The following is a 15,029-nucleotide window of genomic DNA, read 5'->3' as shown; positions in this document are numbered from 1 at the left end:
CCAGGGAGAACACCGTGAAAACGTACTTCGAGCGACTCAATGCCACGATGGCTATCGCCGGTCTCCTCGTCATGGCGCCGCTGTTCGCGTGGGCCCAGATGACGCCGCCCACGCATGCCCCGCATAGCCCGCCGGCCACCAAGAAGCGTGCGGCCACCGGCGCCGCGGGCGCAGGGCGTCGCGCCACGCCGTCCGAAGCAGGTGAAACCGGCGGCGAGCACACCGGCCGTTAGATTCACCTCAGTCCCCCAACGATCATTCGAGGCATCACCATGAAATCGAAAGTCACCACCTTACTCGTCATTGCCGCACTGCTTGCCACCACATCGAGTGTGTTCGCCGCGCAGCCCGGGCACGGTCCTGCCAGCCAGGCGAACCCGTCGATCGAGCGGGCCAATCGCGCGGTCGGGGCCATTCCGCATCAAGACTGGCATCGCGGCGACCGGCTGCCGCCCGAATACCGCGACCGCATCTTCGTCGTCGACGACTGGCGTCAGCATGGCCTGGAAGCGCCTGCGCGTGGCTACCACTGGGTTGGCGTGGCGGGCGACTACGTGCTCGTGGCGAGCGCGACGGGCGACATTTCCAAGGTGCTGCCGGGCGGCGCACGCTAAATGGCCCCGTTCACCGCGGCGATCCGACGCAAGTCCGGTCGCCGCCCGAAGCACGCGGCGACGCACGCCACAAGGCGCTGACCGCACGGATTGAGGCATTCGACGTAACGGGCAAAATCAACGAAAATGCCCGGAAAGCCACGCTTTCGAGTCCCGCTCCCGCACCGGGGCGGCCGCCCAATCTGGAACGCAACATGAAACGACTGTTATTCGCCGCGCTCGCGGCCGTCTCGTTCGCGAGCTTCGCGCATGCGCAAAGCAACGCACCGGGCGAGTTCACCACCCCTTCCGGCACCATGCAGTTCGTGCGCGACGACCGCGATTTCGTGGCCATGCTCGACAAGGAAATCTTCGACCGCTTCGACGCGAAGACGCTCGCGCATTTCGACGAAACCGGTCGCGACAACGCCACGGTCACACGCATGCTCGTGCAGACCGCCTTTGGTCCCGTGCTGTACGACTTGCGCCACAAGCCGCCGCTCGTGCAACGCGTGAACGCGCGCCTGACGATCAAGCGCGTATTCTGGCAACCCGACGAAGTCGTGATGCAAGGCGCCGACGGCTGGTACCGGTTCAAGAACGGCACGTTGACGAAGCTGCAATCTTCGACGACCACGTACCGCTGATTTTTTCTTCCGGCGTTGCGCGAGGTTCGAAAACCTCCTGACTCACCGCGCGCAACGCCTGTCGCTTCACATCCCCCGCTTCATCTCCTCCCTTCACATCCTCCTTCCTTCGCGACATCGTCGCGCCGCTTCGAGCCCCGCGCGCACGCGCTGGCGGGCCGTGTGCAATCTCTCCTGGTATCCGCGATCAGGATGTCCTAATGTCCAGTGGCGCCGCGACGCGGCGCAGCAGAACGGTATTGCCGATGCAGTGCGACTTGTCCCGACAACAAACAAGGAAACACGATGAGAGACACCCCGTTCGCAGTCCGACGTAAAACCGTGCGGCTCGGCGCCGCGATGGCGATAACGGCCGCGGCGCTCGTGCCGGGCGCGCAAGCAGACATGCAATCAGGCGATCACAACGGCGGCCGCCCCGCGATGAACAGACTGCCGTCGTTCGTGGTGGCGAGCAGCCTGAGAACGACGAGCTACGACGGCGTGAGCGACGACCTGCTCACCGCCGGTCTCGGCAAGACCGGCCTGGCGGGCGCGCAACCGGCGATCGCGAACCCGGCTGCGCCAACGGCTGCTGAGTTGCGCAGGCTCGCCATCTGGTCGAACTATCGCGCGCTCGTGGACATGAGCGTGAACGGCGGCTATGGGCGCTTCTGGGGGCCCAACGTCGACCTCTACGGCAACGACACGCTCGGCGAAGGCAAGATTGCGGGCGCGGAATATCTGGCGTATGCCGACGACGGCTCGGGCCGCCAGAACGTCAGCCTCCTCGTTCAGGTGCCGACGAGCTTCGACCCGGCGAACCCCTGCATCGTCACGGCGACGTCGTCGGGCTCGCGCGGCGTGTACGGCGCGATCTCGGCGGCCGGCGAGTGGGGACTCAAGCGCGGCTGCGCGGTCGCATACACCGACAAGGGCTCGGGCAACGGCGCGCACGAATTGATGACCGGCGCGGTTACGCTGATCGACGGCCTCACGGCCAACGCCGCAACGGCCGGGCGCACGAGTCTTTTCACCGCGAACGTGCCTGCCGGCGCGCTCGCCGCGTACAACCAGAAGTACCCGAATCGCTATGCGTTCAAGCACGCGCATTCGCAGCAGAATCCGGAAGCGGACTGGGGCAAGGACACGCTCGAAGCCGTGCAGTTCGCTTACTGGGTGCTCAACCAGCAGTTCGGGCCGCGCGTGGACGCGTCGAATCGCGGCGTACGCTACGCGCCCGGCGACATCACGACGATCGCGGCTTCGGTGAGCAACGGCGGCGGCGCGGCGCTCGCGGCGGCCGAGCAGGACCCCGGCAAATGGATCACGGCGGTGGTGGTGGGCGAGCCGCAGATCAACGTGCGCATGCCCGGTGACGCGCAGGTGAGGGAAGGCGGCCAGCGCATCGCCGAAGCGGGCAAGCCGCTCGCCGACTACATGACGCTCGCCAACCTGCTGCAACCGTGCGCGGCGCTCGCGGACGCGGCCACCGGGGCCCCGTACCTCACGGCGCTGCCCGCTGCCACGACGACCGCGATTCGCGAGGCGCGTTGCGCCTCGCTGGCGGCGTCCGGCTACGTGCACGGCGGCGACACGCAGGCCCAGGCGAACGACGCGCTCGCGCGTCTACATGCAGCCGGTTACGAAGCCGATTCGGACCTGCTCCAGGCGCCCATGTGGGACTCGCAGGCCGTGCCGGCCGTTGCCGTGACCTACGCGAACGCGTACATGCGCGCGAGCGTGGTGGACAACCTGTGCGGCTTCAGCTTCGGCACGACCAATGCGTCGACGGGTGCCGCGGGCGTCGCGCCCGCCGTCTCGCCCATGCTGACCGTGTTCGGGCTGGGCAACGGCGTGCCGCCCACCAATGGCGTGAGTCTCGTCTACAACGTCACGCCGCCGGGCGGGGCCGATCATCGGCTGGCGACGCCCGACGCGAGCTTCGCGGGCGCGGTGTGCCTGCGCACGCTGTGGACGAACCGCGACCCGCGCATGCGCCAGAGCGTGCAGGCCATCAGCGTGAATGCGAACCTGCACGGCAAGCCCGCCATCATCGTGCAGGGCCGCAGCGACGCGCTGGTGCCGATCAACCATGCCTCGCGCGCGTATCTGGCGGCGAACAGCGAGCGCGAAGGCTCGCGCAGCCAGTTGTCGCTCTACGAGGTGATGAACGGTCAGCACTTCGATGCGTTCCTCGGCGTGCCGGGCTTCGACAACCATTTCGTGCCCGTTCATTACTACAACCTGGAGGCGCTCAACCTGATGTGGAATCATCTGAAGAACGGCACGCCGCTGCCGCCGTCGCAGGTGATCCGCACGATACCGCGCGGCGGCAGTGCGGGCGCCGCGCCTGCGCTGAGCGTGAGCAACCTGCCGTCCATCGTCGCGAATCCGGGCAGCAACGCGATCCAGGTGCGCGACGGCGTGGTGAACGTGCCGCATTGATTGATGCGCAGGCACGCAGCATCCCGATAACGTTGCGCACGCAACAGAGTGGCAAGCGTTGCAGCGTATACTGAAAAGAAAAATGCCCGGCGCAACGCCGGGCATTTCCTCGAAACAACGCCCATCCGATCAAGCCATCACGCCCTCTCTTTGTCCGGGACCTGATGTCCGCGCAACGAGCATCCCTTCGTCCCGATCACGAAAAAGAGTGCGATTGCGCCCACCGCGCAGGCGGCCATCATGTAGCAGGCCGGAACGAGCGGGTTGCCGGTCTTGTCGACAAGCCAGTCGCTCACGATCGGCGCGGTGCCGCAGAACAGCGACGTCGAGACCTTACAGGCGATCGCCATGCCCGCGTAACGCACGTGGGTAGGGAACATCGCCGGGATGGTGGCGAGCTGCGGCGCATGGAGCAGGCCGCCGGGCGGCCGGATCAGCAGCGCAATGGCAAACGTGCCGAGCGCGAACAGCGTGGCGCTGGCCGTGCTGCCGGGAAACAGCGCAGCGGAAAGATAGGTGAGACCCCAGGCATCGATGCAGTCGAACTATTCGATCGCGTTGCCGAGCGCCGCCACGGCAATAGCCCGGCGTGGGGGACGGCCATGACTCGGCGTATCGCATAAGAGATCCTCGTCCAGGAACCGCGGCCCGGGTGGCGCGCTTCTTTTCACGCATTCGCCGCAGTGCGCAAATTTCGCCTAATGTGGGAGTCGATGCGCCGCTTCCACGCCCCGCGTTCGCGCTTGCACACGGGCGGCGGCGCGAGGCGCGCGGCCCACGCGCGCCGCTCATTGCCGGTCTTCCCCGAACCCCCGCCTGGAGGCATGAAATGTCAGCCTTGTTCAGTCCGTTCAAACTCAAGGACGTTACGCTGCGCAACCGCATTGCGGTGCCGCCCATGTGCCAGTACAGCGCCACCGAAGGCGTGACGAATGCGTGGCACCAGGTGCACTATCCGGCCATCGCGCGCGGCGGCGCGGGCCTCGTCATCGTCGAGGCCACGGCGGTGTCGCCCGAAGGCCGCATCACGCCCGCCTGCACGGGCCTGTGGAACGACGGGCAGGCCGAGGGCATGGCGCGCATCGCCGCGTCGATCAAGGCCGAGGGCGCGGTGCCCGGCATCCAGATCGCGCACGCGGGCCGCAAGGCGAGCGCGAACCGGCCGTGGGAGGGCGACGACCACATTCCCGAGGGCGACCCGCGCGCGTGGCAGCCCATCGCGCCTTCGGCCATTGCGTTCGGCGCGAATCTGCCGCGCGTGCCGCGCGCGATGACGCTGGACGATATCGCCCGCGTGAAGCAGGGTTTCGTCGATGCGGCCCAACGCGCGCGTGCGGCGGGCTTCGAATGGCTCGAACTGCACTTCGCGCACGGCTACCTCGCGCAGAGCTTCTTCTCGGCGCACTCGAATCAGCGCACCGACGCCTATGGCGGCAGCCTCGAAGGCCGCAGCCGCTTTCTGCTCGAAACGCTGGCGGCCGTGCGCGCGGTGTGGCCCGGCAATCTGCCGCTCACGGCGCGCTTTGGCGTGATCGAGTACGACGGGCGCGACGAAGAAACGCTCACCGAATCGATCGCGCTCACGCGTGCGATGCGCGCCGAAGGGCTCGACTTGCTCAACGTGAGCGTCGGCTTTTCGATTCCAGGCGCGAAGATTCCATGGGGCCCCGCGTTTCTCGCGCCGGTCTCGGCGCGTGTGCGGCGCGACGCGGGCCTGCCGGTTGCGTCGTCGTGGGGCGTGGACATTCCGCGCGTGGCCGAGCGCGTGATCGCCGAGGAGCAGATGGACCTCGCCATGATTGGCCGCGCGCATCTGGCCGATCCGCATTACCCGTACCGGGCCGCGCAGCATCTGAAGATCGAGCGGCCATCGTGGGTGTTGCCCGCGCAGTACGCGTACTGGCTGGAGCGCTATCAACCCGACCCGGCGGCGCGCGATTGCGGCGATTAGTGCGTTGACCGGTGCGGCGGCGGTGACATGCGCAAAGAGGGCTGTTGCTTTGCACAAAAGTTGACTTTCAGTGCCCGCGAACCGGCTAAGGGCTAACCCGAATGCAAAAAAGTATCAGCCGGTAGTCTGATTTTCAGTGGTGAAAGGGGCGCGTCGCGATTACTTTTCAGTCATGGCGGCGCGTTGCCAGGCAGGGATCAAAGAGGCATGGCGCAAGCTGCCGCAAAACAAGAAAAAACCGGTGCAGGAGGAGGACAGATGCAAACCATTGGGGCTGCCACGACGCAGGCGCACACGCCATCGCACACGCAAGGGCACACGCAAGGGCACACGAACACGCAAGCGCGCCGGGCCACCCATTCCCAGCCGGACCTGGAACTGGTCGCCGTGCCGCGCGACGAGTCGTTCAAGGTCTGGTCGCATGGCTACCCCTATCGCACGGTGCGCTGGCACTTCCATCCCGAGTACGAGATTCACCTCATCACCTCGACCACGGGCAAGTATTTCGTGGGTGATTTCATCGGCGGCTTTGCGCCCGGCAATCTCGTGATGATCGGCCCGAATCTCCCGCACAACTGGGTGAGCAGCGTGCCGCACGACGAGCAGGTGGACGAGCGCTGCCTCGTCCTGCAATTCGACGCGGAATTCATTGCGCGTGCGATGGAGGCGTTTCCCGAGTTCCGGCGCGTCGAGCCGCTGCTCGACGCCTCGCGCTGGGGGCTGCTGTTCACGCCGGAAACGGGCGCGGCGGCCGAACCGATCCTGCGCGAGATGCTGGGCGCGCAAGGCATGCGGCGCGTGACGCTGTTTTTCTCGTTGCTCGACCTGCTCGTGCAGAGCGCGGGGCCCGCGCCGCTCGCGAGCGAGACGTATCGCGCCGACCCCGCGCGCTATGCGGGCACGCGCATCAACCACGTGCTGACGTTCATCGGCAAGAACCTCTCGCAGGAGTTGCGCGAGACCGAACTCGCGGAACTGGCGGGGCAGAGCGTGAGCGCGTTTTCGCGCTATTTCCGCCGCCATACGGGCGTGTCGTTCGTGCGCTACGTGAACCAGTTGCGCATCAATCTGGCTTGCCAGCTCCTGATGTCAGGTGAACTGAGCATCACGGACATCTGCTACCAGGTGGGCTTCAACAACCTCTCGAACTTCAACCGCCAGTTCCTGTTGCTCAAGGACATGTCGCCGTCGCGCTGGCGGGCGTATCAGCAGCTCAATGCCGCGAGCGCGGCGAGCAAGGACGAAACGCTGCACGGCGTCGAAGCATCCGGCTAGCGCCGCGCTTCGCACGCTTTCCTTCACCTGGCACCCTCAGTTCGCCTAAGTTAGCCTCAGTTGTCGCAAGCGCACGGCAGTACCCGCACGGACATTCCACCAAATAGACGGAGACACGCAATGAACAAGCTTCCCACCCGACTGATCGGCGCAGCCGCGCTCTCCCTCGCGCTCGCGGGTATCACGTCGGCCTACGCCGCGCCAAGCGGCACCGTGGCCTTCCTGATGCCCGACCAGGCGTCCACGCGCTACGAGCAGCACGATTTCCCCGGCTTCAAGGCCGAAATGGCGAAGCTTTGCCCCGACTGCAAGGTGCTCTACCAGAACGCCAACGCCGACGCTTCGCAGCAGCAGCAACAGTTCAATTCGGTGATCGCGCAGGGCGCGAAAGTGATCGTGCTCGACCCGGTGGACTCCACGGCGGCCGCCTCGCTCGTGCATATGGCGCAGAGTCAGGGCATCAAGGTCATTGCCTATGACCGGCCCGTGCCGTCCACGCCCGCCGACTATTACGTTTCGTTCGACAACGAGGAAATCGGCAAGTCCATTGCGCTCTCGCTCGTGCAGCACCTGAAGGAATCGGGCGTGGCGGCGAGCAAGGGCGGCGTGCTCGAAGTCAACGGCTCGCCCACCGACGCGGCCGCCGGGCTCATCAAGAAGGGCATCCACGAAGGCTTGCAGGGCAGCGGCTACAAGACCCTTTCGGAGTACGACACGCCCGAGTGGGCGCCGCCCAAGGCGCAGCAGTGGGTGAGCGGGCAGATCACGCGCTTCGGCCCGCAGATCGTGGGCGTGGTGGCCGCCAATGACGGCACGGCGGGCGGCACCATCGCGGCGTTCAAGGCCGCGGGCATGAACCCGGTGCCGCCGGTCACGGGCAATGACGCGACCACGGCGGGCCTTCAGCTTATCATCGCGGGCGACCAGTACAACACGATCCTCAAGCCCAGCGAGATCGTGGCGGGCGCGGCGGCGAAGGTGGCCGTGGGCTTCCTCAACGGCCAGCCGGTGAAGGGCGAGACGACGCTCTTCAAGACGCCTTCGCAACTTTTCAAACCGGCTGTGATCACGCAGAAGAACATCAAGGCCGAAGTGGTGGACAAGGGCTTCGCGAGCACGAAGGATCTGTGCACGGGCCGCTATGCGGACGGTTGCAAGAAGCTCGGCATGGCGAACTGACGCGCGGCTGGAAGGCGCGCGAGGGAGCCCGGCGCACGCCGGGTTCCACCGAAACATAGAGGTACTGATTTCATGACTGAGCCATCCACGCAATCCACGCATTCCACGCATGCCTCCACGCGCGCGCAGCCCGGCGAACTGGTGCTGAGCCTGCGCGGCGTTTCGAAGCACTTCGGCGCGGTTTCGGCGCTCACCGACATCGAGCTCGACGTGCATGCGGGCGAGGTGGTCGCCCTCGTGGGCGACAACGGCGCGGGCAAATCGACGCTCGTGAAGATACTTGCGGGCGTGCACCAGCCGAGCGCGGGCACGATCACCTTCGGCGGCCAGAGCGTCACCTTGTCCGATCCGGGCGCGGCGCTCGATCTCGGCATCGCGACGGTGTTCCAGGACCTCGCGCTATGCGAGAACCTGGACGTCGTGGCGAACATCTTCCTCGGCCGCGAGTTGAGCCCCTACCGGCTCGACGAAGTCACCATGGAGGTGAAGGCCTGGACGCTGCTCAACGAGCTTTCGGCACGCATTCCGAGCGTGCGCGACGTGGTCGCGTCGCTCTCGGGCGGCCAGCGGCAGACCGTGGCGATTGCGCGCTCGTTGCTGCTCGACCCCAAGCTCATCATGCTCGACGAGCCCACGGCGGCGCTGGGCGTGGCGCAGACCGCCGAGGTGCTGAACCTGATCGAGCGCGTGCGCGACCGCGGGCACGCCGTCATCATGATCAGCCACAACATGGAGGACGTGCGCGCCGTGGCCGATCGCATCGTCGTGCTGCGCCTCGGGCGCAACAACGGCATTTTCTATCCCGACTCCTCCAATGCGGAACTCGTGGCCGCGATCACGGGCGCAACGGAAAACGCGGTGTCTCGCCGCGCGGGCCGCCGCCAGGCGCAACAGGACGTGCAATGAAAGGAACGATCATGAGCAAGACCATCCATGGCGCTCCGCAGCCCGCCAACCAGGACGCCACGAAGGACGCCACAAAGGGCGACGCGAAGCCCGGCTCGCTGCTCGACCGCAGCGACGTGCGCGTGAAGCATGCGAGCGGCGTGGGCGACAGCCTGTCCGCCTTCGTGGACCGCGTGCGTTCGGGCGACCTGGGGTCGCTGCCGGTGATCGCGGGCCTCGTCATCATCTGGACCGTGTTCACGAGCCTGAACCCCGTGTTTCTCTCGGCCGACAACCTCGTGAACATGCTGTTCGACTGCTCGACGGTCGGCGTCATCTCGCTTGGCATCGTCTGCGTGCTGCTGGTGGGGCAGATCGATCTCTCGGTGGGATCGATGAGCGGCTTCGCCTCCGCGCTCGTCGGCACGCTGTGGGTCAACGACGGCTGGCCCGTGCTGCTCGCCATCGTCGCGGCCATCGCGGTGGGCGCGGTGATCGGCGCGCTCTATGCGTTGCTGCTCAACTGGATCGGCATGCCGAGCTTCGTGTCGACGCTGGCGGGCCTGCTCGCCATCCTCGGCATGCAGCTTTACGTGCTCGGCTCGACCGGTTCGATCAACTTGCCCTACGGCTCGACGATGGTGAATTTCGGGCAACTGATGGTCATACCGGCGCTCGTCTCGCACCTCATTGCGCTGCTGCCGGGCCTCGTGCTCCTGCTGCTCGGCATGCGCACGCGCGCGCGCCGTCACGCGGCGCGGCTCTCGGCTTCGTCGGTGGGGAGTCTGATCGCACGCGCGCTCGCCATTACCGTGTTTCTGGAGATCGTGGTGGCTTATCTGAACCGGGGGCGCGGCGTGCCCCTGATGTTCGGCCTGTTCCTCGGCCTCGCGGTCGCCATGCAATATGCGCTTTCGCGCACGCGCTGGGGCCGCTCCATGAACGCCGTGGGCGGCAACCACGAAGCCGCGCGGCGCGCGGGCATCAAGGTGGGCGCGATCTACACGAGCGCCTTCGTGCTGTGCGCGAGCCTGGCCGCGCTCGGCGGCGTGCTCACGGCCGCGCGCCTGGCCTCGGCCAGCCAGCAGGCGGGCACCGGCGACGTGAACCTGAACGCCATCGCGGCGGCCGTGATCGGCGGCACGAGCCTGTTCGGCGGGCGCGGCAGCGCATGGTCGGCAGTGCTTGGCATTATCGTCATTCAGTCGATCGCGAGCGGGCTCACGCTCCTGAATCTGTCGTCGTCGCTGCGCTTCATGATTACCGGCGCCGTGCTCGCCATTGCGGTGATCGTGGATTCGCTCGCCCGCCAGTCGCGCGTCACGCATGGCCGCGCCTGATGGGCCCGGCGTGCCCGGCGTGCCCGATGCATTCGATGCACCGCTGAATTCCGCTTCAAGGAGAGAGTCACCCATGTCCGAATCCATCAAGGGAAAGGTCGCCGCCATTACGGGCGCGGCGTCCGGCATTGGCTTCGCGTGCGCGCGCGCGTTGATCGAAGAAGGCGCGAAGGTCGTGCTGATCGACCGCGCCGAGGACCGGCTCGCGCAGTGCTGCGCGCAACTGGGGCCCAACGCGTTCGCGCTCGCCATGGACTTGCTCAGGCCTGCCGACTATTCGGCCATGCTGCCGAAGATTCTCGATCTCGCGGGGCGTCTCGACATCTTCCACGCGAACGCCGGGGCCTATATCGGCGGCGAGGTGGTGAAGGGCAACCCCGACGACTGGGACCGCATGCTCAACCTCAACATCAACGCCGCGTTCCGCTCGGTGCATGCGGTGCTGCCGCACATGGTCGCGCAGAAGGCGGGCGACATCGTGTTCACGAGTTCCGTGGCGGGCGTGGTGCCGGTGGTGTGGGAGCCGATCTACACGGCCTCCAAATTCGCGGTGCAGGCTTTCGCGCACACCACGCGCCGCCAGGTCGCCCAGCACGGCGTGCGCGTGGGCGCGGTGCTGCCGGGCCCGGTCGTGACGGCCTTGCTCGACGACTGGCCCAAGGCGAAAATGGACGAGGCGCTGGCCCAGGGCAGCCTGATGCAGCCCAACGAAGTGGCCGACGCTGTGGTATTCATGCTCACGCGGCCGCGCAACGTCACCATACGCGACCTCGTGATCCTGCCCAGCAGCGTCGATCTCTAACTCGCCATGGCGCGCGAGCGCGCCGCCGCAACGCCAACCCAACCATAGAACGAGCCATGACCTCAACCAATCCGGCCGGCGGCGCGCGCTACGCCATCGGCGTAGACGTGGGCACCGGCAGCGCCCGCGCGGGCATTTTCGACGCCGCCGGGCGCATGGTGGCGTCGGCCAAGCGCGACATCACCGTGTTCCACGAGAGCGGCGCCATCGTCGAGCAGTCGAGCACTGAGATATGGCACGCCGTGTGCCACGCGGTGAAGGAGGCCATGGCGCAGGCCGCCGTTGCGCCGGAGCGGATCGCGGGCATCGGTTTCGACGCCACCTGTTCGCTCGTGGTGCTGGGCGAGGGCGGCAAGCCGCTGCCGGTCGGCCCCTCCGAAGCGGCCGAGCGCGACATCATCGTGTGGATGGATCATCGCGCGCTGGAGCAGGCCGAGCGCATCAACGCCACGGGCCACGACGTGCTGCGCTTCGTGGGTGGCAAGATCTCGCCCGAGATGGAGACGCCCAAGCTACTGTGGCTGCTCGAAAACCGCCCGCAGGTGTTCGCGGCGGCATGGCAGTTCTTCGACCTCACCGACTTCCTCACGTGGCGCGCCACGGGCGATGTGGCGCGCTCCACCTGCACCGTCACCTGCAAGTGGACCTATCTCGCGCACGAAAAGCGCTGGGACGAGAGCTACTTTCGCACCGTGGGTCTCGGCGTGCTGGCGGACGAAGGTTTCGCGCGCATCGGCCAGACGATTGTCGAGCCGGGCACGCCGCTTGGCCAGGGCTTGACGCAGGAGGCCGCCGGGCAGCTCGGTCTGCTGCCCGGCACGCCGGTCGCGACGGGCGTGATCGACGCGCATGCGGGCGGCATCGGCACGGTCGGCGCGCAGGGGCGGCCCGAGTCGTGCCTCGCCTATGTGTTCGGCACGTCGTCATGCACGATGACCACGACGCGCGACCCCGTGTTCGTGCCCGGCGTGTGGGGACCGTACTATTCGGCGATGGTGCCGCAGGCGTGGCTCAACGAAGGCGGGCAGTCGGTGGCGGGCGCGGCCATCGAGCGGCTGCTCGCGATGCATCCCCTCGCGCCCGAGGCCGCAAGCCGCGCCGCGCGCGAAGGCCAGTCGCTGCCGGCCATGCTCGCGGCGCTGGCGGGCCAGTGCGAAGAAGGGTTGTCGGGCGCGGTGCGTCTCGCGCACGCTCAAGGCCTGCATGTCGTGCCGGAGTTTCTCGGCAACCGCGCGCCGTTTGCCGATCCGCATGCGCGCGCCGTGATCGCGGGCCTCGGCATGGAGACGGACATGGCGAGTCTCGTCGCGCTCTATGTGGCGGGTATGTGCAGCATCGGCTACGGGCTGCGGCAGATCGTCGAGGTGCAGGCGCAGGCGGGTGCGCCGATCGAGCAGGTGGTGATCAGCGGCGGCGCGGGGCGGCTCGACCTCGTGCGCCAACTGCTTGCGGACGCAACGGGCAAGCCCGTGCTCGCCACGCATGCCGAGGAGCCCGTGCTGCTCGGCGCGGCGATGCTGGGCGGCGTGGCGGGCGGCCTCTACGGGAATGTGCGCGAGGCGATGGCCGCGATGTCGCAGATCAGCAAGGTCTACGCGAGCGCCACGGGCGAGATCGCGGCGCTGCACGACGCGCGCTACCGCGCCTTCACGCAGTTGCAGGACGTGGCGCGCGCGATACGCTAGGCCGCCATGTCGTCACGCGGTGGTCGTGACGCTGGCGGCGGCCTGATTCTGCGCGAGGTGGCGCAAGAGCTTCGTCACCATCGCGACAACCGTGAGCGCGAGCAGCACGAAGAACACCGCGAGCGGCGTGAGCACGTGCACGGAAACAAAACCGGCCAGCCCCATCATCGCCGCCGAAACGAGCAGCAGCGCGCAGCCGAGAATCGCGCTCGTCAAGCCCGCGATATGCGGGAACAGCGAATTGCCCTTGGCCATCAGCGTGGGATACATCGCGCCCGCGCAAAGACCCATTACGAGCACGGGCACGGCGAGCGTCCAGACGCGCAGGCCAACGGTGAGCGAGAGCACGAGCATGGCGATGGCCGCGCCAGCCATCACGCGCGCGCCCAGGCGCAGGCGCTGTTCCGGCGTCGGCATGCGCGGCCCGTGCAGGCGGTTCGACAGGCCGCCGAGGAAATACATGAGGCCGATGCCGAGCGCGAGATAGCCGAAGTAGGTGGGCGGCTTGTGCAGCGTGTTGAGCACCATGAACGGCCCGACGATATTGAACACGAGCAGGATGCTGTAGCACAGGCCCTGGGCGAGAAAGCAGCTCTGGAACACGGGGCTCGCGAGCACCTTGCCCGCGTTCGCGATCAAGGTGCGCGGCTCCAGGTGCACGGGGTGCCGCAAGGTCTCGCGAAAGCGCCACAGCAGCGCCCACATGAAGAGCGAATAGACGAGCAGAAACACGAGGCAGGATTTCCAGCCGAACCACTCCTGCAAGTGCGCGCCGATCACCGGGGCCACGATCGGCGCGAGTCCCCAGGTGATCGACATATAGGTGAACGCGTGCATGAGCGCGACGCCCGCGAACGAATCGGTGATGATCGCCTTCGCGAGCAGATTGGTCGCGGCGATGCCGAAGCCCTGAAGGCAGCGCGCGAACACGAACGTCTCCAGGTTCGGCGCGACGAGCGAGAGCACGCAGCCGAGCGTGTAGATCACGAGCCCGAAGGCGAGCACGCGCTTGCGGCCGAAGGCGTCGGCGATCGGCCCGAACACGAGCTGGCCGAGGGCGTAGGCGGCCATATAGACCGACACGCTCGACTGGATCGCCTGTGGCGAGGTCGCGAAGTAGTGCGCCATGGCGGGCAGCGCGGGCACGTAAATGTCGATGGCGAGCTGCCCGGCGGAGGCGAACAGGCAGATCAGCAACAGCAGGAAGCGCGGCGAGTTCGGCGGGCGTGTGGCAATGGCTGGGCTTGCAGGACGATCTTGGTTCATGACTGCTGGAAAAAGGCGGCTGGCGGTGCGGCGGCATCGAACTGTTCGCATATCGAACACTACGTTCGTGCGGCGGCGTAGGCGCGTATTGTGCCTGTTATCGGGAACAACGGCGCGAAAGCCTGGTGCGCGTGGGGGCGGCAGGCGCGCCGCTTGCTGGAATGGCGCGCATCTTGCCCACGGCGACCACGGAGTGCCCCATGCCAGAAAAGAGCCCGAAACCCGCCGCGCGCCGCCCGACCACGGCCGAGGACTACGAGGTCTTCTGTGGCGAGCAGATCGACGGTGCGGGCCGCTACTACGGCGTGTTGCGTATTCGCCGCAGGACCGACGGGCGGCTCATCTATCCGTTCGAAGGCTGCTCGCGGCCGGGGCCGTGCGCGACCGGCGCGCAGGCCCGCGACGTGGCGCTCGCGCTTGCCGACGAATTGATCCGCGCCGACATCGCGTTGCCGGAGGGCTGATTCGCCCTGTCGTGCGTTAAAACCCAAGGCGAAAACCGGGAAATGACGTTTCGAGTGGACTTTCCGGCCGATGACGCATTTCCAGAAAATCGCAATGTAAATGGTTCAGGAAATTTCTGATTTGAAATTAAAGCCCGATAGCCTGAATTCGGCGTAATTCAATTAAATGCGGGTGATTAATTTAATAGCGGGCGCGACTTGTTTATAAACACTGCGCCATCGCCCGGCGACGCGCACCAGGACTGCGCGCGCGCTTTCTGATTGAGGGGCGGAATGGAAATACTTACCGTCTTGAAAGTTGATGGTCTTGTGCTACGCTACATTAATTCCGAAAGAAATGATCATTGTCGCAGTCGCGCGATTATCGACCGGATATTGCGCGGGGTGAAGCTGTTGGCGTCATTTAAGCTTCACACAGGCGGCTATCGAACAAGAACCGGTTTGGAGCGGCGAGACGATTCCCGGTATTCCTTACGGTCCGGCGCATGAGCGCCGCGGGTTTCCTCGTCCTGGCGAAA

Annotated in this window: 13 protein-coding genes and 1 pseudogene; 12 read left to right on the top strand and 2 right to left on the bottom strand. The window is 66.7% G+C overall.

The window, feature by feature from the left end:
• Positions 1 to 14: 14 nt before the first annotated feature.
• From C7401_RS05755 to C7401_RS05740, 4 genes are all read left to right on the top strand, one after another.
• Complete coding sequence (locus C7401_RS05755) at positions 15 to 233, top strand: hypothetical protein (RefSeq protein ID WP_112170403.1); 219 nt, start codon at positions 15 to 17, stop codon at positions 231 to 233.
• 39 nt (positions 234 to 272) lie between these two features.
• On the top strand, positions 273 to 614 hold the full coding sequence (locus tag C7401_RS05750; protein ID WP_112170402.1) for an RcnB family protein: 342 nt from the start codon (positions 273 to 275) through the stop codon (positions 612 to 614).
• Between the two features lie 194 nt (positions 615 to 808).
• Positions 809 to 1,240, top strand: a complete 432-nt coding sequence (locus C7401_RS05745; protein ID WP_112170401.1) for a hypothetical protein — start codon at positions 809 to 811, stop codon at positions 1,238 to 1,240.
• A 285-nt stretch (positions 1,241 to 1,525) separates the two neighbouring features.
• Positions 1,526 to 3,664, top strand: coding sequence for a D-(-)-3-hydroxybutyrate oligomer hydrolase (locus tag C7401_RS05740; RefSeq protein ID WP_112170400.1), 2,139 nt, complete (start codon positions 1,526 to 1,528; stop codon positions 3,662 to 3,664).
• A gap of 137 nt (positions 3,665 to 3,801) precedes the next feature.
• On the opposite strand, the pseudogene C7401_RS05735 reads toward C7401_RS05740, so the two are convergent.
• Positions 3,802 to 4,083: pseudogene (locus tag C7401_RS05735) on the bottom strand (MFS transporter); the annotation flags it as partial.
• A gap of 410 nt (positions 4,084 to 4,493) precedes the next feature.
• Here C7401_RS05735 and C7401_RS05730 point away from each other — a divergent pair.
• From C7401_RS05730 to C7401_RS05700, 7 genes are all read left to right on the top strand, one after another.
• Positions 4,494 to 5,615 carry an NADH:flavin oxidoreductase/NADH oxidase gene (locus C7401_RS05730; protein WP_112170398.1) on the top strand — a complete coding sequence of 374 codons (1,122 nt, stop codon included), beginning with the start codon at positions 4,494 to 4,496 and terminating at the stop codon, positions 5,613 to 5,615.
• A 258-nt stretch (positions 5,616 to 5,873) separates the two neighbouring features.
• A complete protein-coding gene (locus C7401_RS05725; RefSeq protein WP_112170397.1) occupies positions 5,874 to 6,890 on the top strand; it encodes an AraC family transcriptional regulator in 1,017 nt (338 codons plus the stop codon).
• Between the two features lie 120 nt (positions 6,891 to 7,010).
• Entirely contained in the window at positions 7,011 to 8,069 is a 1,059-nt protein-coding gene (locus C7401_RS05720; RefSeq protein WP_112170396.1) for an ABC transporter substrate-binding protein, read from the top strand.
• Between the two features lie 72 nt (positions 8,070 to 8,141).
• Positions 8,142 to 8,975 carry an ATP-binding cassette domain-containing protein gene (locus C7401_RS05715; RefSeq protein ID WP_112170395.1) on the top strand — a complete coding sequence of 278 codons (834 nt, stop codon included), beginning with the start codon at positions 8,142 to 8,144 and terminating at the stop codon, positions 8,973 to 8,975.
• A gap of 11 nt (positions 8,976 to 8,986) precedes the next feature.
• Positions 8,987 to 10,294 carry a sugar ABC transporter permease gene (locus C7401_RS05710; protein WP_112170394.1) on the top strand — a complete coding sequence of 436 codons (1,308 nt, stop codon included), beginning with the start codon at positions 8,987 to 8,989 and terminating at the stop codon, positions 10,292 to 10,294.
• Between the two features lie 73 nt (positions 10,295 to 10,367).
• Positions 10,368 to 11,096: an SDR family oxidoreductase gene (locus tag C7401_RS05705; RefSeq protein ID WP_112170393.1), complete on the top strand. Its 729-nt coding sequence runs from the start codon at positions 10,368 to 10,370 to the stop codon at positions 11,094 to 11,096.
• A gap of 56 nt (positions 11,097 to 11,152) precedes the next feature.
• Positions 11,153 to 12,781, top strand: a complete 1,629-nt coding sequence (locus tag C7401_RS05700) for an FGGY-family carbohydrate kinase (protein WP_112170392.1) — start codon at positions 11,153 to 11,155, stop codon at positions 12,779 to 12,781.
• 12 nt (positions 12,782 to 12,793) lie between these two features.
• Here C7401_RS05700 and C7401_RS05695 read toward each other — a convergent pair whose 3' ends face one another.
• Positions 12,794 to 14,047 (bottom strand): multidrug effflux MFS transporter, encoded by a 1,254-nt coding sequence (locus C7401_RS05695; RefSeq protein WP_112170391.1) that lies wholly within the window; start codon positions 14,045 to 14,047, stop codon positions 12,794 to 12,796.
• A gap of 200 nt (positions 14,048 to 14,247) precedes the next feature.
• Between C7401_RS05695 and C7401_RS05690 the strand changes: the two genes are divergently transcribed.
• Complete coding sequence (locus C7401_RS05690) at positions 14,248 to 14,511, top strand: DUF6723 family protein (RefSeq protein ID WP_133254461.1); 264 nt, start codon at positions 14,248 to 14,250, stop codon at positions 14,509 to 14,511.
• Positions 14,512 to 15,029 lie beyond the last annotated feature (518 nt).

This window comes from Paraburkholderia unamae (assembly GCF_003268775.1).
In the GTDB taxonomy this organism is placed as follows: domain Bacteria; phylum Pseudomonadota; class Gammaproteobacteria; order Burkholderiales; family Burkholderiaceae; genus Paraburkholderia; species Paraburkholderia unamae.
Note: the sequence above shows the minus strand (reverse complement) of the source record. Positions and strands in the feature narration are given on the sequence as shown.